Source organism: Vibrio kasasachensis (assembly GCF_050337565.1).
Classification (GTDB): Bacteria; Pseudomonadota; Gammaproteobacteria; order Enterobacterales; family Vibrionaceae; genus Vibrio; species Vibrio kasasachensis.
Genome location: NZ_JAKJTB010000009.1, coordinates 229,784 through 247,898, shown reverse-complemented (window position 1 = coordinate 247,898; position 18,115 = coordinate 229,784). Strand labels below are relative to the sequence as shown.

The following is an 18,115-nucleotide window of genomic DNA, read 5'->3' as shown; positions in this document are numbered from 1 at the left end:
ATTAAGTTGACTAAATTATACGAAATGCACTAGGTGACTGATATGGGTTTTGAAGTAAACGTGACGATGGGAAATTTAGCTCTTGGACAAACAATAGTGATTGATGCCCAAGGGAACGTACGTGTTCTTCAACCGGGTCAGACACCTAATGTCGGTGAAATTGTTCTCCAAGCGCCAGATGGTAATTCTGCCGTTGATGGCAGAGCAATAGATGCGAGTCTTATCGGAGCCGATGACAAAGCGATCAATCTCACCGATGATATTGAACAAATATTCGCTGCATTGGAAGACGGAGTCGATCCAACTCAGCTAGGCGAAGAGTTTGACACTGCTGCCGGGGGAGAGCTAAGTTCAAGTAACGCAGGTTTTGAATCTGTTAACCGAGCTGGTGAAGAATCTATTGCTGAAACAGCATTTGCAACACAAGGACTAGAGCAACTAGGCTTATCAAGAACGCAGAGTTTAAGTGTTCTTGAGCAATTTCGTTTTGCTTTACAACTCCCAGAGTTTGTTGATTCATCATCAACGCCACTTGGCAACTCTCTTTCTGTCACCACCCTTGAAGATACCGCACTTAACGGGCAACTCCGTGCAACTGATGCGAATAATGACTTGCTAAACTACGGCTTATCTGAACAAGCGACTAATGGCGCCGTTGTTGTCAAACCTGATGGTAGTTGGACTTACACACCAAATGATGATTATAACGGACCTGATTCATTTACTGTCACTGTTGATGATGGCAATGGTGGGCTGGATACATTAATCATTAATGTCGGTGTAATTCCAGTCAATGATCCACCAGTGTTCATGGAAGGCGATCAACCTTTGGGTGAGTCGATTAGTGTAACAACGAAAGAAGAACACGAGTACACGGGTAAGGTACAAGCGACGGATGTTGATGGCGATGATTTAAAGTATGACGTGCTTGCTGAAAATCAGCCTGATAACGGTAGTGTCAGTATTGATGAAGATGGTGAGTGGATCTATACACCAGATGATAATTACAACGGACCAGATAGCTTTATCATTCAAGTCTCTGACGGAAATGGTGGTGTCGATACCGTTGTTGTTGATGTTACCGTATTAGCCGTGGCTGAAATGCTGGTTACGACTAACCCGTCAATAGTTGAAGCTGACGATGCTTACTTACCATTCACCATCACGCTCGATGAAGTGGTTTCACAAGATGTTACTTTGTCATTATCGCTCGGTAAAGACAGCGATGGTGCGACGTCAGGCATTGATTATGATGCTCAATTGTATGTATCTGATGGTGCGAGTGGATTCAGACCTTTAGAAAGCTCAGATTTGGTGATTTCAGCAGGTCAAACCCAACTCGAAGTGTTTGTAAAGATCTTCGATGATTTCATATCGGAACTTGCACCAGAGTCAATTTCGTTAGTGGCTGAGACGAATAGTGAATTTGTTGAAAATGAACAAGCTGATGCGCAGTCAAAAATCATAGACGAAGACGGTGCAGACAATAGTAATCCATTAGATGCGGTTAAAGTTACCTTAACGGGTCCCGATTCTGTAATGGAAGGTGAACAGAATCTAAAGTTCACAGTGACTCTAAGTGATGCAAATGATCCGACCCAGACTGAGTTTGCGCCTCCCGGTAGTGTCGTTACGCTGAGTTTTAGCTACACCAATGCGGATGGTGATGATATTACGGAGGTGACGACGGCAACGGTCAACAGCGACGGTAAAACAGCTGACTTTGAAATTGACACAATCAACGACGAAGAATATGAAGAAGGACAGGAATTCACTGTCTCGGTCGTATCAATTACCAATGATGGTGATAACGTTTTTGAAGACATGGATTTAGACGACGCCCATCAAACTGTTGCGATCGACGATAGTGAAGACAACCCACCTAAATCTGAAGATTTTATCGTTAACTTGTCTTCGGGTAGCGAAACAAAAATTGTATTCAACCACGATAGCAAAGGCAGTAAAGATCACATCTCTGATGTTGAAGATGACGCCTCCGATATACCACTCCAAGTCGTAATCACTGAATTACCTGAGTCAGGGGTTCTGCTTTATCAAGGTCAACCTGTAACAGAAGGTATGCTGACGAGTTTTGATGCAAATGGCGACGTGACAGGAACACCAACCTTCTTTAATCCTGAAGAAATCACTTACCAACAAGACGACCAATCAACGGGTTTTGTTCTTGGCGTTAAAGATGCACCTGAGAATATGGAAGGTGATGAAAGCGCAGTATCATTCTTAAACTGGGGAGAACCGAATCCCGACAACGCTAATCAGCGAATCCTCACCTTTGAAAGAGGCGATACGATAGTTATTGAATCTTCTGGAGATTTAAAACAGCACTACGGTGACAAAAATCATATTGGCTATGGTATTGGCGTTGGTAATAGTGAGGGAATTAAGCAGTCTGATACGATCACAATCGATATGAGCGATCGACCTGCTGAGACGGTAACTCTGGGTCTTGATGGTATGGGAGGCTGGTTTGAGGATGGGCACAATACCAAAGCAACCAAAGTTGAAATAACCATAACCTTGAGCGACGGTAGCATAGCAACTCAATATGTAAGTAAGGTTACTAGTGGTGCTTCAGATTATATTCGTGTGACTGATAGTAACAGTGCAGAAATTGCCACCTTTCCAAAAGAAAGTAAGTTGTTTGCAGAGTTACCAATTAATGCACCGGATGGTTTAACAATAACGAATGTTGAACTTTCTACAGACGGTCCAGGAAACTGGGAACTCCGCTATTTAGAAACCGATACTCCCGACGATTCATTTGATTACCGCGCCGTAGACAATGACGGTAACTACAGTGAAGAAAGCACCGTTACGCTTAAAGACGGTGAAAATCGCTCTCCTATCGCGATTGATGACCCTGTTGATTTTGAAGTAAAGCTCGGCACATTTAATACCGATAATAATCAGCTTTGGTCAGATGACGGTGCAACGATCAGCACCAAATATGATGGAACAATAATAGAACAAACAATCAATGAGAACACACTCAAGCAAGGTGTTTCTGGTGACCAAAATGATGGTCCGGCAGCGCAAATTCAATTTAATCCTAATAGCGGACAGTCCGAGCAATTTGTTATCGACTTAGATAAGCCTGCTGACAATTTTAGCTTCTCAGTTTCAAATCTATTTAAAAATGAAGGTGGCACAAATAGTCATGAACAAGGAAAGTGGACAGCATATTTAGGCGGAGTAGCTGTTGCTAGTGGTGTATTCACTGCAAACGAAGGCAATGGTAAGGGAACGTATCATATCGAAACAACCGGTGATCATAATGACCCGAATGATCTGGGTGGGGCAGTCTTTGATCAAGTTGTATTTGAAGCGGTTGGTTACAGCAACGATGGAGAAAGAGGTGCTGATTCATCTGACTATTTTATAACTGGGTTTAGAGCTTCAGGTGATGGCTCCTTTGCTGGAGTTCAAGGCGAAACATTAGAAATTGATATCGCGACTCTGCTTGGCAACGATTATGACCCGGATGGTGACAATATCCGTTTGACGCATATATCAGAAGTAAATAACAATGCCGAAGTGTGGATTGATGATAGCAAGTTGTACGTCAAATTGGACGAGCATTTTGTAGGTGATACGACGTTTAAGTACCAGATCACCGATGATAAAGGTTTTGAGGACAACTCGCATTTAGTAGAGGCGACTGTCAATATTCATGTTTCTCCTAAGCCAGACCCAGATCCTGCTCCCGGGCCTGAAGAGCTAGTACGTACTGTTATAGAAGCTCAGAGTGATGCTACAGATACAGTGACACTGCAAGAGAATGGTTCACTTAAGTGGCAAGCTCACAATGGGAGTGGTGGTTCGACTGATGTTAGTTTTCATGAAAATGACAATAATAGCTTCGAGATCCACACTGGTAAAAGTGGAGACAAAGTAACTACAGGTGACGGTAGTGATCTCATCTATTTAGGGGATAGCGCACGACTAAATGATAACGGTAAAGATAACGCAGAAAAAATGTTCATCGACTTTCTCGATAGTGGAAAAACACAAATGTCGCCAAAGGACAGCATTGATATTGCCTACGCTGGTGGTGGTAATGATACTGTCTATGGTGAAGCCGGAATGGATGCGATTGATGGCGGAAGTGGAGATGATAAACTCTATGGTGGTGAAGGTGTCGATGCGCTCAGAGGTGGATTGGGTAACGATATTCTAACTGGTGGTAGTGAAGCGGACATCTTTGATTGGAATAATGAAGACTTAGATGGTGGGTTAGATACGATCACAGACTTTAATATTAGTGAAGGTGACAAAATCGATCTTTCAAACTTACTTGAGAATAATGACACGATCGATGATTTGTTAGCCAATGTTGTTGTTGGTGAAGATAATGTGACGATAACCTTCGGAAAAAATGGCTTAGAACAAACGATTCAATTGAATGACATTGTTGATCAGGTCAGCTACTTGCAACCAAACGGGAGTCTTTCTGAGGGGGATCTCAGTAAGTTGATTAGCGATATTATGGCGGATACATCGCCCTAGTCTCAAGTTAGTACGTCGTTATGAATAGAAAATGCCCCCTCATTTGAGGGGGCATTGCGTTAGTTCAATGAGGCATTAGACGTTTTAAGCAGACGTTTTGTATTGCGCTACTTCATGATCCATATCAGAGGCTTGTTCAGCAACTTTGTCGACTTCAACTAGACATTGTTTAGCAGAAACCGTGTTGTTATCAGAAATGGCATTAAGCTCCGTGATTGAATCACTGACCTGTGCCATAACCGCGCCTTGCTCTTCAATCGCTGATGCAATGCGTTCAGAATTTGCTTGAATACCATGCATATCAGACAGTATTTGTTCAAGGCTTCGATCAAGTTGTTCAGAGCCATTGAGCGTCAGCTTGCCTTGTTCATTACACTGATCGATATCGCCTATAACTGTACCCATTTGGTTTTGGATCGCATTTACGACACTGGTAATCTCAGTAGTGGATTGATGTGTACGGCTGGCCAGTGCACGAACCTCGTCAGCTACAACTGCAAATCCTCTACCTTGTTCGCCAGCGCGAGCGGCTTCTATTGCCGCATTCAAGGCTAGTAGGTTGGTCTGATCGGCAATTTCCTGAATAATGTTTACGGCGTCACCAATTTTAGCAACATGATGATTAAGTGAACCAATGGATGTTTGGCTGCCGGTTAAACGCTCAGATAACTGAGTTATATTGTCTATGGTATCAACCACAACATTGCGACCATTTTCTGCATTAATACTTGCTTGTTGAACACCTTCAGCTGCGACGGTAGTGCTTTCTGATATCTCTCGAATAGTAGAAACCATTTCTTGTACAGATGTCGCCATTGTTGTGGTGTGGTCCGCTTGCACTTGGAACTGTTGAATCACAGATTCTAGTTCGTTGTGCATGTTTGTCGTACTACCATAGAGTTGATGTGACTTAGACTTAGTATTTGACAGCAGTGCTTCGAGTTTATCTAGTAACTCATCGAAATAGTAACTTAAAGAAGACAGCTCATCATTGCCACTCAATTGTGCGCGTAGAGAAATGTCATTGTTATTGGCAATATCACGAATAACTCGAAGTAGGGCATCAATCTTCGTCATGATTGAGCGTGCAATTTGCGCAATAAAGAGGATTATGATCGCAGACACTAAAATGCTTAAGCCATTTTTAATGAACGTCAATTGCTCGATTTCTGATTCAGTTTGCGTGTTTAATGCTTGCGAGAAGTCTTTAAATTGAGTCTCAACCGTATGCGAAGATGTACGAGCTTTACCTAGTAAACCTTGATTGTATTCCAAACCGACTACGGTTTTTTGCGCAAAAAGTTGTTTAGCAGCCTTAAGTACAGTCGCTGCCTCAGAAGGGATTAATGATGCTTCAAGTTGACCGCTTTTCAGTTTAGTATCGAACGCAATTAAATCAACCAGCTGGTCACTATTAAGTTTACGTTTCTCTTGCAGAATCGCGTGGTTATATTTTCCGAGCATCCCATCATCGGGTCCCAATCCATATACTTGATATGCTTTAACCAGTGCAGAGAAGTCTGCTTGGTAAGATAATATATCTCGTTTTAAAGTATCACTACTAGGTAAGTTATTTTTCGTTAGAATGGAAGATAATTCGGACTCTATGCTGATGAACTGTGCCATATTGTCATCAAATTTGTTTAAGTATTTTAAGTCTTCACGTAATAAGAAATCTTTTTCATTTCGTCTTAGGTTTAATAGACGAATTTCAAGATCTTTAGTAAGTTGAGTTGCGTGATTCAAATCGTCAGTCGTTTTCGTAAAGTGGACCATGGTGCCTAATAATGCTCCAATACCTACGATTGCGACGACTCCGAGTAGGTACAGTTTCGTTTTAATTTTCATAGTGACTTCCAATCTTTGAATTACCAATAAACTAATGTAGTTATAATGCTCTAATGATAATGTGTACAAACGTAACAGTTTAAAGCTCTAAGAAATTTATACAATACTAAATGAAGTGTAATTCGATGTTATTAAATTACGATCAATACCAAGGTTTTATATTCGATATGGATGGCACGTTGCTCGATACTATGCCTGCACATCTTATTGCTTGGGAGAAGACTGCTCAAAAATACAACTTCCCATATTCAAGAGATTGGATATATAGTATGGGTGGAATGCCTAGTATGAAAATAATATCTGAAATAAATACACGCTATCAGATGGATATTTGTGCAAAGCAAGCTTCAATATTCAAAATGGATATTTTTAAAAATATTTCAAGTGATGTGAAACGTATTGAGCAAGTAACAAATATCCTTGAAAAATATGTGGGATATAAAAGAATTGCTGTCGGTACGGGGAGCCAGCGCGTTGGTGCAGAGCGCCTACTTGCGTGTACTGGTTTACTAGAAAAAATTGAAGTACTAGTTACAGCCAATGATGTGGAGCGACACAAGCCTAGTCCAGATACATTTAACCTTGCGGCGGCGCAACTGAATCTACAGCCATCTCAATGCCTAGTTTTTGAGGATACGGACATAGGAAAGCAGGCTGCTCATGCAGCAAAAATGGATTGTGTTGTTTTAGAAAGCGAGCAGTTGGTGTTCTATCCATGGATTGAAAAAAAATAAGCCGCGTAAGCGGCTTATTCAGTTATCTTTCCCAGTACGCTTCTTCTAAACTGTCTTCTCGCTCAGGCAATGATTTTGATAGCCGAGGAGAGTGTTGGGTTAACACTTCGTAACTTACACGGTTCGCGTATTTACAAATTTGTGATAACGATGAATAGGTGAGGTATGAACGATCATGTTTGGTTGAACCGGGAACGGTTACAACATGAAAGCTATTTGCTGCAATGTCGTGCAATAGCGCTGATAGCGCAGCATCACCAGCACCGTTAGTGTTTTTGATTTCAATAGGACCGCCAAGGTATGGACCGATGTGAGAATACACCTTCTGCGGAGTGTCACAGTCCTCTTTGCGCATTGGGCGACTAAACTCAAAGCGATTAAACTCAGAAATAACACCGTGCTGTAACATATGGTCTGTTTCACGCAATGTTTCTACATCACTATAACCGCCCATATATAAGCCGTTTGGTCCAGCAGTACATAGCACTAGGTCGACCCATTCAAGGGCTCGGTCAGCAGCTTGCAGCGGATCGCTCAATCCGGTTAACGCCAAGCCTTCTTCTTCGTTCATCGCAACAATAGTGATGTTCTCTTTTAGATACTCTTGCCACCACTCTGCATTACCCTCAATGACCCATTTTGTTCCTAAAGTCAAAACAACTGGTACATTTTTTGATTTGGCTATTTCGATAGCGCGAGTAACGGCTTTTGGCATTGGATCTTCTGGTTTACCGCGCATCAGATAAGAGGAAACGACTAGTGCTGATGCTTTATCGAATACATCTTCAGGAATACTTTGCGGTTGCAATTGATTCATATGCCCTTCGTTAATAGCGAAGGTCCGCTCACCATCTTGAGTGATTAAGGTATAACAACGACCGATTGGTCCTTCAACCATTTGTAAATGGTTGAGGTTCATTCTAGAAGAAGTACGACATAGGTAACGATAAGCAAAAGAACCGACTTCGATATTACGTGACATAACACCAAGTAGAACAGACTTACTATCTGCGAGAACAGAATAATTGTGCAGTGTATTGCCAATCGTGTCTCCCGGATATTGATGGGTGATTAACTCGCGCTTAACCAGTTCATCATAGAGTTCGTCAGCTCTAGTTTCTTCAAGGACTAATGAGTGCCCTTTACTAAGTCCGTATTTAACTAGGAACTCGTCGTCCACGCGCGCTTCAATGTCCACAATGGTTTGACCTACGCCTACGACAATAGGGCGGTAGAGTTTTGAAGGCTGTTTAGCCTGATTCGCTAAAGGGTCACGAGCATGAGTCGGAAAATAGTGCTTGGATTTGCGCTGGCCAGGAAACTTCATTATTTTAGGAATGTTGAAAATTTTATGCACTATATCACACTAATGACTTAACAAATTCATCTTTCTTTCATTAAATAGTGACCCTGTCGCACTCGTGCTTCCAATTTGAGCGATTTCCAATTTCAGGTTAGATAGATAGCAACATCTTGTTTACGTTGAAAGGATAGTCCAAGTTAGGTTAACAACTACCTGATTATTAAGTAAAGAGCCAAAATTAGTAGTAGGTAATATGAGTGTGAAGTGAGGGTAATAACATTCTCACAGGTATCGGAAATAGAAATATCGACTTGAGATAGAATTTGTATGAAAACAATTTAGCATCAATAGTAATATCTGTTGGCGGTTGTGTTTAGTAAATGTTGATTAGATTTTAAAAACTCATAAACAATACTATTAAACATAATTATTATTCTAGTACTCGATTGTAATTTAAAATTGAATGCAAATGGGAGAAGCTCTAACTTATCATTATCTTAGCTCCCCTTTTATTATCAGTCCTAACGCATCAACAATTATAATAGGATGTGATTATGGATTATGTACAAAAATTCAACAGAATTCTTAACTACATTCTTTTCGTTTGCTTCTAATTGAAGTTACAGTATAGCAGGTTGTTAATATGGAAATTGTGTATCTCAGACAGAAACACGTTCATAGTGATTGCCTCACAAGAGTAATATAGAGTAACTGAAGATCTTGTTATGCTGGCTGAGAAACTAAATCAAGAGCTGTCATTATTAAAAGTGAGTTAAACGTTTGGTGGTTTACTATGATTGTATATATATTGGTAAAGTAGATGATAAGGCAGCTCTATTAGGCTGCCTTTGCTATTTATTGCTGAATCGTTGGCTCTATATACGCTTTGGTACCCCATAATGGTACTGTCGATAGGCTATGCTTGAAACTACCCTCGGTCTCTTTGGTTGTATAAGACAAGTAGAGTAGTGTTTGGTTTTCCGCATCGTAGATACGTCTAACCTTCATTGTTTTGAAGAAAATACTCTTAGATTGTTTGAATACGACTTCCCCAGATTTACTCTTATCGATCGTATCGATCATTTCCGGTGTGATATCACCAGTTTGGCGACAAGAAATAGAACTATCACTTGGGTCAGAAAGGCTCAAATTAGCCTCCACTGATGCGATGTGACAGGTTACTCCTGGGATTTTATCGTCATCTAAATTCGAAATTTTTATATCCTTTAATGTAAAAAAACCGAGCGATATATCGCCGACTTCATTATCAGAACAACCAGCAAGCAGCGTTGCAAAGCACAAAGCGAGTATCGATTTTTTCATCTTAAGTCGGACCTTTGAATATGATAGAAGGATGAGTTTAGCATACTGTCTATGCAAAATTGGTTGTAAGCATTTAAAAATCAAGTTAAACGCTTAATTTTTAAGGTTCTTAAACGATCGCCACTCACTTTCTCGGGTTGTTTACAGAGCAATACAGTAACCAAACATGCAATTCAGATGCGTTATGTACTTTTTTCGATATCGAAGAGGAAGCTTTCATATTTTATGCAGTTTAGCGGCTTGAGGCGACTTTAGTTGATTCCTGTTGTTTATTGCTTGTATTGGAGCGCATCGATGATTAAGCTCTGAAAAGTATATTTTTTTGGCTATTAGAAGATGAACCATCATAGACCCAATATCGTAGACGTTAAGAACCAGTGGCTTTACCAGCAGGTCGAAGTTGAGTTTCCTACCAAAGAGAGCTTAACGGGTAGAGACATTTATGCACAATCAGTGAGTAACCGTACGTATGCGGTGCTTGATGAGGAATTGCTAGTTACATCAAATCACAGTGTTTTTAATTCGGAAGACGTGTTTGTGGCTGATTTTCATCGGCTAACGGTGATGTTCGCTTTGTTACAAGCGAAACGTTGGCAAACCGAACACGACCAACAGATGATTGTTGAATTTATTACTCAAATAATTTATTCAGAGCCATGCCAACTCTATTTGGGGTTTGAGAAAGGAGAGCCGGTTGCTTGTGCGATGGTGACTCGCGTAGATAATGAATTATTGATTTCAGATCTCTATATCATTAACGAAGATGAATTCAAACGTAATGCTTTTATTCAGATAGTTTTAGAGAAAGTCGGTGCTTGTACCAACCCATTGGGAGTTGGAGAGATTTATCTGGAACTATAGTGCTTATCTGATTGTTACATGCAGAATGTGTTATACATTGCATGACTAATGACATCACATTATCTAGATAACCGTCGTCACCTTTCTACAAAAACTACATTTGATAGTATTTGCCCTGTTTTGCAGCCAAGCGTCTGTAAAGCAGTGGCAAAGTAAAAAAAATAATCAATACAATCTTACGCTAACTGCTATCAATGGACGTCGGATCTTCAATCCGGTATCAAACATGTTTTATAATTCACCTCTCCACTACAATGCCAGACTCTCTACAAAGCTAATCGCACATCACTACTATAGTGACGAGTTTATGCAGTATTTTTTGACTAAGAGCTGAAATTATTGATCGCCTATAGTTGATTGCTAAGTATAAACGTTTGGATATAACGCTCATTTAGAGCCTTACTCAGCTTTAAGTATCCATGGCTATTAAGATGTTGTTTAGTTTCCTGTGCAAAAATGAGCAGGGAAATACTACCTGTATTTGGTAGGTCTAACACTCGAAAGTTCGGGGTTATTTATAAAAACTATAACTACTTGTCCTGACAAGACGAACTAGACTTATGCATTAGGAAGAAGCAAACAGTGATACAAACCCATCTTTTTAAATTTAGTCGTAGTAAAAAAGTTGTTTTGTTAACTAGGAACTTTCAGAAATGCAAAATTTATTTAATATTTAGAGACGAAAAATAATTAATAGAGGTTTTTATGAATAAAACCCAATGTGTCATTTTTGATTGCGAAGGTACATTAGTTGATAGCGAAATATTGTGCTGCCGAGCACTCTCTTCGGTATTTAAAAAATTTGGGGCGCAGTTGACAGTAGAGCAAGCAACACAGCATTTTGCTGGAGGGAAGTTGGCCGATATATTGGCTGATACGCGCGATCGACTGGGGCTGAGAATATCTTTAGATGTGTTGGAGCCTCATTACCGAACAACTCTGAAAGCGCTTTTTGAATCTGAGTTAAAACCAATGGCAGGAGCCAAATCCACACTCGATTTTTTAGAAAAAAATAATATTGAGTTCTGTGTGGTTTCAAATGGTCCAAGAGATAAAATTGAACATGCACTTAAATTGACAGGATTACTTTCGTACTTTCCAGGGAAGATTTTTTCTGCTTTTGAAACCAATAGCTGGAAGCCAGAGCCAGATTTGATTTTATATAGTGCAATAAGTATGGGATATAGACCTGAAGAATGTCTTTATATCGATGATGCACCGAAAGGGCTCGAAGCAGGGGTTAGAGCTGGAATTAAAACCATACAACTAGAAGGGTTGAGCAGGCACACATACCCAGGTATTGATGGTTCAATCTCAGCGTTAAATCAAATCAAGGAACTAGTATAGAGACCTTGGTAGGTCTCTATATTATTAATGGGATAACATTGAGCGGGTAAGACTTATTTGTGAAACCGTAGTAGGGGTGAACACTTCCATTGCGACAATTTGGTGAATATTTTCAAAAAAAGATCCACAGCTAGCACAAAGCAAGGATCCTGAATCAGAAATTAGAAATTCATCGCAATTACATAATGGGCAGTGATTAATATCTTGGGTAGTGCTTCGGTTTTCTTTCACGGTAACTCCTGCAGCAAAGGAACTAATTGTTATTATTTAGATGTGTAAATTAATTATTAATTATTATTCAATTTTGTTTCTAATTTGTAACACTTATAGTGTAGTCCAACACTCAGTCATTTAGCCGATATTTATGATTATATGAGTAAACTCTGAGAGCCAACTCATGCATTACTCGATAATTTATTGATGCTAGCATTAATAAACGTTTTCTAAGTAAAGTTTGTGCAAATTCTATTACATTTAAAGTCATTAATAAGTTGCTGGTTCCAAAAGCAACATACCTGAACCGCATTATAAGCAGACAATTGAGTTACTAATGAAAGATTCTTATTGTATCGTTTTGACGACAACCAATAGTCAAGAAAGCAAGCAGGCCTTGATTACCGCAATATTTGACAATCAACTTGCGGCTTGCATTCAGACTATGCCGATCGAAAGTCATTATGTTTGGCAACAACAGCTATGTTGTGATGATGAAATCCTACTAGTGATTAAAACAACATCTGCATGTTACTCATTGCTGGAAGAGCTGATTGTGAAAATACACAACTATGATGTTCCGCAAGTGGTTAAATTACCATTTATTGATGGTTTCAACCCTTACTTAGCGTGGTTGGAGCAAAATACTCGTTGCTGAATACTCAATAAAACAAGAGATGAGATAGCTCCAAGGGTATCCATCAGCATGTCTTTTTGTGCATCCCAGATATCGCCTTGCGAACCTAAAAATGCGATACCTTCTTCACCACCGGCTAATTCGGCATACCACCATTCAATTATTTCGTAACTTGCGGCGAGCGACATGATTGAAAATAGACCAAATAAAATCGCTATTGTAGGTTTTACCGCATGTTTTCGTAGTAAATACTCGGCAACTGGGTACGCATAAAACCCTATAGAGAAATGGGCTACGCGATCAAAATGATTTCTATCGTCAGAACCAATTAGGTTATTGAACCAATCAAATGGTACTTCAGCAAATGTATATTTTGAGCCAATGGTGTGCATGAAGATCCATACGAACATTAATACATAAGATGTCTTGGAAAAAACAAAGCGTTTTGAAACCCACCAAATTATTCCTAATACAGCAATAACGGGGATGATTTCGGCAAACCATACCGCCCTAGATACAGGGGAAATGGCTGAGAACAAAAATACTAAAGAGTAGGCAAGTGATAATAATAAAAGTATTTTTGTACTGTTTTTAGCATGCATATGTTCGTTCCTTCAGCAAATGAAGCCCAATCATACACGCCAATAAAACAGCGTGCAATTGTTAATTGCACGCTGTTTTATTGCGTTGAGATATAAATGAAAGTATTGAGAAATGATTGTCGTTGGTTTAGATAATAGAAAATTGAGGGGTTAGTTCAAAAGTAAATAGGGCTTCACAAATTTTGTTGAACGTTCAAAACGAAAATGAGTAAGCTACACTAGACTGTAAGAACTCACCGGTGAACAGGAATTTATGCAGCAAGAATGCACTATTGCCAACGTCAATGAGATTGAAAATCCGCTTGTTTGGCCTATTTTAGAAGTATTAAAGAAACAGTCCAAAGGCTGGAAAGTTCACACATTGGCATCGGAGCTTATTGAACTAAATTTAATGCCTGTACTTGATAGTAAGCCGGACAAAGACTTGTTTAAACGCAACTTCCTTATCATGAATGCACTTTATCAGCTTCAGCAAACTTTGCTCCCCGAGCACTATGTTCAAGTTGAATCTATGGATATCGCTTTGCTGGCAAATAGAGCCGGATATTTAAATGTTGATATTGAATGTGATGACCCTCTAAGGGACTATTACACACAGTGGTCAAACTACGAAGCGGAGGACGGAGAAATTCGTCGTTTGCTTGATCAGTTTTGGACTCGATATCGAAAATACGTAGGCAGTGAGGGACTAGATGTAGGTGATATTACTCGCTCTAAAGCATTAAGAGTGTTTGAATTGAGTGATTGCGCGAGTGAATTAGAGATACGTAAACGCTGGCGTAAACTGGCTTTAAAGTGGCACCCAGATAGACAAAGCGGTAATAGTGACCATTTCCGATTAGTTTGCGAAGCTTGGACCGTATTACGAGCGTCTTAGCTTCATTCAGTCCGTAAAAATCGATCGTTCTATTGTAAAAAAGCGCCTCTTGGGCGCTTTTTTGTCTTAGTTGGATGCTTTAAACTGCGATTTTCTCATTCGATTTAGCGCAGCCATTACATCTAGTACTCGTGGTTTCGCCAAATCACCTTGGCTTGGCATTGTTTGATGCCAATCGCCATTGAGCATTTGTGCGATTTCTTTAGCTGGGTTGCTTGACCAACCTGGTAGCTGGGCAAGTTGGAACCACAACCAACCGATCGCATTAACTTCACTACTAGACTCAAGTTGTTCTAAATTGGATAGATCCGCAAACTCTTTACCAAACCGAAGTGAATCGGTGCCTTTTGCTGCCACACGGAACTTACCTTCGGTTAAAATAACTTGCAGCGCAGCGCGGTTGAGACTACGCGGTCTGAAGGTAACCAGTGGCGTTTCGCTTTCATTTGAACGTTGTGTTGGGTGCTGAATAATAACTTGTTGCGCTTTTTCTGTTACGTCAACAGCTTGGTAGTCATGCATTTGAATTACTGTGTTAGCAACGTCAAGGTAATCACCTGAACCACCCATAACGATGATAGTAGAAACGTTCAGTTCATCGCGCAGCTGTCCAATTCGATCAACTAGTGGGGTAATAGGCTCATCACCTTTGCTAACCAAAGCTTGCATGCGTTCATCACGAATCATGAAGTTAGTTGCTGAAGTATCTTCATCAATCAATAAACTTTGCGCACCGCTTTCAATGGACTCTTGCAGCCAAGCAGCTTGTGAGGTTGAGCCTGATGCATCTTGGGTAGAGAAGTCAGCTGTATCTTTGCCCATTGGTAAATGGTTTATATAGTTGGAAAGATTTAAATTGTGTACACATCGTCCATCTTCAGCGCGGATTTTCATGCTGTTTAGGTTGGTGACAATGCGTTCACGACCATCTCCAGGAATGTGGTTATAGATTGAACGTTCGATTGCTGTTAAGAGCGTTGATTTACCATGGAAACCACCACCAACAATTAACGTAATTCCTTTAGGAATACCTAAACCGCGGATTTCACCTTGGTTTGGAGTGGAAAGAGTCACAGCTAATGATTCTGGTGCAACAAATTCAACCGCATCTTTCATTGGTAAGTCACTGTTACCAGCAAAGCGTGGCAGAACAGAGCCATCACCAATAAACGCAACTAAGTCGCGCTCTTCCAATTGCGCTCTCATTGCTTCTTGGTCTTCAATGATTTGACAATGAGACTCTAACGCTGCACGGTCAATCTCGCGTTCAATTGTCGAGCGACGAATGAACTTAGGCAGGTGAAAAGTAAGAATGTTGATGGCTTTTTTACCTAACACCGAACGACCATCTGCAGGAAGATTGGCACGGAAACGCAGCTCGATACCTTCTTCAGTAAAAACGACAGAGGTTGAGTCTAAGACCGTTTGACCTGAAAGGGCAATACTAATGTGTGATTCTGGCTTAGCAAACTCAGCAAATTTACGAGCGATATAGTCACGCGCTGCGATTTGATAAGTGGGAGATTGTTCTTTTAGCCATTCAAGTCCAGTTAAAGACCAAGGACGGATTGCACGCAATCTAGAAGCCGACGCGAAAGGGTCGCCTTGCACGTAATCGACAAACAGTTTGAAGTCAGTTAGGTCATAGCAGCCTTTGATTTGTTGGTAGGCGCGAAAATTCTGTTTTTCGATTTTTTTAAGAGTTGCGATCAATAGATCCATAGTGAACTCACAATAGGAAGATAATAAGGCGGCGATTATAAAAATCACACGCCTAGGAGTAAAGGATTAAGCTACTGAAAGGGTTGATTTACTCTTTCCGGGTAGTGTTTACTGAGTAAACATAACTCAAATTCATCGCAGGGCATAGGTCTGCCGTAGTAAAAGCCTTGTCCGTACTCACATCCTTCATTGATGATGAACTCTTCATGCTTTTGGGTTTCTATCCCTTCTACTGTAATAGCAAGGTTAAGTTTTTTCGCAATCTTGATGATCGACTGGACAATTGCTCGGTCGTGCTCACTACTGTCTAGTTGTTTTATGAAGCTCTTGTCTACTTTAATCGCATCAAAAGGGAATTTTTTCAGATAATCAAATGAAGAGTACCCTGTACCAAAATCATCTAGTGACAACGTCACTCCTAGGCGATGGAGCGATAAAAGCGTGTTAAGCGCCACTTGTTCATCTGCGATTAGGGTGCTTTCGGTTACCTCCAGTTCGAGATATTCGGCTGGCAACTGATAAGCGGTTAGAAGATCTTCAATCTGTTCTGCGAAATGAATATTCTTGAGCTGAACCGCTGAGATATTGACTGCAATTTTAAAATCTTGCAGCATTGTGGACCATTCCGATGCTTTCGCGATGGCTGAACGTAACACAAAATTCCCAACTTCGAAAATTAGACCATTTTTTTCGGCAATTTTAATAAGAGCTTCGTTTGAAATATTGCCCAAAACGGGGTGACGCCATCTAAGTAATGCTTCGGCTCCAGTCCAACGACGGGTTTTTGGCGAAACTTTAGGTTGAAAATAAAGCAATAAATCATCGTTGCGAACAGCTTGAAGTAAGTAGTTTTCTAAGTGGTTTAAATCTTTTTGAACAAGGGATATAGCTTTGGAGTAATAAATTAGCTTGTGACCAGAGTCTTTACAAGAGCGCATGGCTTCTGAGGCATGCTGTAATAATTGATCACCCGACGTTGCATCCTTGGTGCTACTGATACCAACATAGCTGTGTAAGTGAAGTGATTCCCCCTCTACGTCAAATTCATTGTGGCCCACTTCAACCAGTTGTGAACAAAATTGCTCTAGGTCTTCACTCAAGTTTTGTGATTCTAGTAAGAAGACTAGCTCGGTGGAAGTCGGTCTTGCCGTTTGTAAATGATAGCGGCAAAGGTAACCTAATTTTTCTCTCAGCTGAACGAGTATGCTTTCCCACACCGCAAAGCCGTATTTGCTTTGAATCAGCTTGCCATTACTGAACCCAATATGGATTGCAGAAACTTCGAGTTTGGAATGTTCAACAGCGATATCAACGGCTCTGGATGCTTCAAACTCTAATGAATTTCGGTTTAAAAAGCCGGTCCCTAAGTCATGCCGTTGGTGATAAATAATTTTTCTTTCAGCCGCCTGTCGTCTATCAATTTCTTGATTTAGGGAAAAATTAAGATCGACCAGATCTTGAGTGCGTGTATTGACCCTTGATTGAAGTTCGAAATTGAGTTGTTTCAGCTGTTCATTCTGATAAAGAGTGGCAAGTTGCGCTTCAACCGACTCTTTGTAGCTTTCTAGAAGCGATGCTGCGGTTTCTGAAATTTGTTGTTGTTTCGAATCTAGTACACAAATGGTACCAAATGCTTCGCCGTTCGGCCAGTTAATAGGAAAACCACAATAAGAAATCATACCAAGCGATATATCTGGATTGTCATTCCAATCCGGATCTTTTAATGCGTTAACAACGGTAAGTCGTTTTTGTTGATCAATCACGTACTCACAATACAGGCCTTTACCTAATGATTCACTATCACCTGCAGTATAGGGATGGACGCTATTTTGATTGCAAGAAAACACTTCAATTGTATTGCGATGTACGCGCATGATAAGTGCAGCAGGTATTGGAATAAGATCAGCGATCAAATTGACGATTCTTTGCCAGTTATCACTCATTGCTTTTGGAATAGATAAATCGCTTGTGCTAATTTTTGACATTAATGTAGTCCTTTGTGGCTAAAGCCAAAAAAGAGCTCTCCGTGCTCCTATTTATATCATAGTACTAAAATCACTCATTGATTGTATGACACTCTAACAAACTCAGCCCCCAATTTAAGGAGGGAGCTGAATGTTG

At 40.3% G+C, this 18,115-nt stretch carries 12 protein-coding genes; 6 read left to right on the top strand and 6 right to left on the bottom strand.

The features are described from left to right. Positions 1 to 42 precede the first annotated feature (42 nt). Positions 43 to 4,527, top strand: coding sequence for an Ig-like domain-containing protein (locus L4C38_RS03950; protein WP_428796231.1), 4,485 nt, complete (start codon positions 43 to 45; stop codon positions 4,525 to 4,527). An 84-nt stretch (positions 4,528 to 4,611) separates the two neighbouring features. Here the strand turns inward: L4C38_RS03950 and L4C38_RS03945 are convergent, their stop codons facing one another. Beyond that, entirely contained in the window at positions 4,612 to 6,375 is a 1,764-nt protein-coding gene (locus L4C38_RS03945) for a methyl-accepting chemotaxis protein (protein ID WP_428796230.1), read from the bottom strand. Positions 6,376 to 6,500: 125 nt separating this feature from the next. On the opposite strand from L4C38_RS03945, the gene L4C38_RS03940 reads away from it, so the two are divergent. Next, positions 6,501 to 7,109: a beta-phosphoglucomutase family hydrolase gene (locus L4C38_RS03940; protein WP_428796229.1), complete on the top strand. Its 609-nt coding sequence runs from the start codon at positions 6,501 to 6,503 to the stop codon at positions 7,107 to 7,109. Positions 7,110 to 7,131: 22 nt separating this feature from the next. Here L4C38_RS03940 and L4C38_RS03935 read toward each other — a convergent pair whose 3' ends face one another. Together L4C38_RS03935 and L4C38_RS03930 are read right to left on the bottom strand one after the other, a co-directional pair. Then, positions 7,132 to 8,436 (bottom strand): inosine/guanosine kinase, encoded by a 1,305-nt coding sequence (locus L4C38_RS03935; protein ID WP_428796427.1) that lies wholly within the window; start codon positions 8,434 to 8,436, stop codon positions 7,132 to 7,134. Positions 8,437 to 9,267: 831 nt separating this feature from the next. Beyond that, positions 9,268 to 9,735, bottom strand: a complete 468-nt coding sequence (locus tag L4C38_RS03930; protein ID WP_428796228.1) for a CreA family protein — start codon at positions 9,733 to 9,735, stop codon at positions 9,268 to 9,270. Between the two features lie 336 nt (positions 9,736 to 10,071). On the opposite strand from L4C38_RS03930, the gene L4C38_RS03925 reads away from it, so the two are divergent. From L4C38_RS03925 to cutA, 3 genes are all read left to right on the top strand, one after another. Next, entirely contained in the window at positions 10,072 to 10,596 is a 525-nt protein-coding gene (locus tag L4C38_RS03925; RefSeq protein WP_428796227.1) for a flavodoxin, read from the top strand. Positions 10,597 to 11,301: 705 nt separating this feature from the next. Further along, entirely contained in the window at positions 11,302 to 11,943 is a 642-nt protein-coding gene (locus tag L4C38_RS03920; protein ID WP_428796226.1) for an HAD-IA family hydrolase, read from the top strand. Between the two features lie 550 nt (positions 11,944 to 12,493). After that, on the top strand, positions 12,494 to 12,814 hold the full coding sequence (gene cutA, locus L4C38_RS03915; RefSeq protein ID WP_428796225.1) for a divalent-cation tolerance protein CutA: 321 nt from the start codon (positions 12,494 to 12,496) through the stop codon (positions 12,812 to 12,814). On the opposite strand, the gene L4C38_RS03910 is transcribed toward cutA, so the two are convergent. Beyond that, entirely contained in the window at positions 12,778 to 13,395 is a 618-nt protein-coding gene (locus L4C38_RS03910; protein ID WP_428796224.1) for a DUF2238 domain-containing protein, read from the bottom strand. The genes cutA and L4C38_RS03910 overlap by 37 nt on opposite strands. Before the next feature lie 253 nt (positions 13,396 to 13,648). On the opposite strand from L4C38_RS03910, the gene L4C38_RS03905 reads away from it, so the two are divergent. Beyond that, positions 13,649 to 14,272, top strand: a complete 624-nt coding sequence (locus tag L4C38_RS03905; protein WP_428796223.1) for a DNA-J related domain-containing protein — start codon at positions 13,649 to 13,651, stop codon at positions 14,270 to 14,272. Between the two features lie 66 nt (positions 14,273 to 14,338). Here the strand turns inward: L4C38_RS03905 and L4C38_RS03900 are convergent, their stop codons facing one another. Both L4C38_RS03900 and L4C38_RS03895 read right to left on the bottom strand, forming a co-directional pair. Then, positions 14,339 to 15,994 carry a P-loop domain-containing protein gene (locus L4C38_RS03900; RefSeq protein WP_428796222.1) on the bottom strand — a complete coding sequence of 552 codons (1,656 nt, stop codon included), beginning with the start codon at positions 15,992 to 15,994 and terminating at the stop codon, positions 14,339 to 14,341. Between the two features lie 71 nt (positions 15,995 to 16,065). After that, positions 16,066 to 17,979: a sensor domain-containing phosphodiesterase gene (locus L4C38_RS03895; RefSeq protein ID WP_428796221.1), complete on the bottom strand. Its 1,914-nt coding sequence runs from the start codon at positions 17,977 to 17,979 to the stop codon at positions 16,066 to 16,068. Between the last annotated feature and the right edge of the window lie 136 nt (positions 17,980 to 18,115).

Excerpts from the sequence above, each read along its gene's own strand:
- L4C38_RS03950 (WP_428796231.1), top strand. The coding sequence starts at position 43 with ATGGGTTTTGAAGTAAACGTGACGATGGGAAATTTAGCTCTTGGACAA.
- L4C38_RS03945 (WP_428796230.1), bottom strand. The coding sequence starts at position 6,375 with ATGAAAATTAAAACGAAACTGTACCTACTCGGAGTCGTCGCAATCGTA.
- L4C38_RS03940 (WP_428796229.1), top strand. The coding sequence starts at position 6,501 with ATGTTATTAAATTACGATCAATACCAAGGTTTTATATTCGATATGGAT.
- L4C38_RS03935 (WP_428796427.1), bottom strand. The coding sequence starts at position 8,436 with ATGAAGTTTCCTGGCCAGCGCAAATCCAAGCACTATTTTCCGACTCAT.
- L4C38_RS03930 (WP_428796228.1), bottom strand. The coding sequence starts at position 9,735 with ATGAAAAAATCGATACTCGCTTTGTGCTTTGCAACGCTGCTTGCTGGT.
- L4C38_RS03925 (WP_428796227.1), top strand. The coding sequence starts at position 10,072 with ATGAACCATCATAGACCCAATATCGTAGACGTTAAGAACCAGTGGCTT.
- L4C38_RS03920 (WP_428796226.1), top strand. The coding sequence starts at position 11,302 with ATGAATAAAACCCAATGTGTCATTTTTGATTGCGAAGGTACATTAGTT.
- cutA (WP_428796225.1), top strand. The coding sequence starts at position 12,494 with ATGAAAGATTCTTATTGTATCGTTTTGACGACAACCAATAGTCAAGAA.
- L4C38_RS03910 (WP_428796224.1), bottom strand. The coding sequence starts at position 13,395 with ATGCATGCTAAAAACAGTACAAAAATACTTTTATTATTATCACTTGCC.
- L4C38_RS03905 (WP_428796223.1), top strand. The coding sequence starts at position 13,649 with ATGCAGCAAGAATGCACTATTGCCAACGTCAATGAGATTGAAAATCCG.
- L4C38_RS03900 (WP_428796222.1), bottom strand. The coding sequence starts at position 15,994 with ATGGATCTATTGATCGCAACTCTTAAAAAAATCGAAAAACAGAATTTT.
- L4C38_RS03895 (WP_428796221.1), bottom strand. The coding sequence starts at position 17,979 with ATGTCAAAAATTAGCACAAGCGATTTATCTATTCCAAAAGCAATGAGT.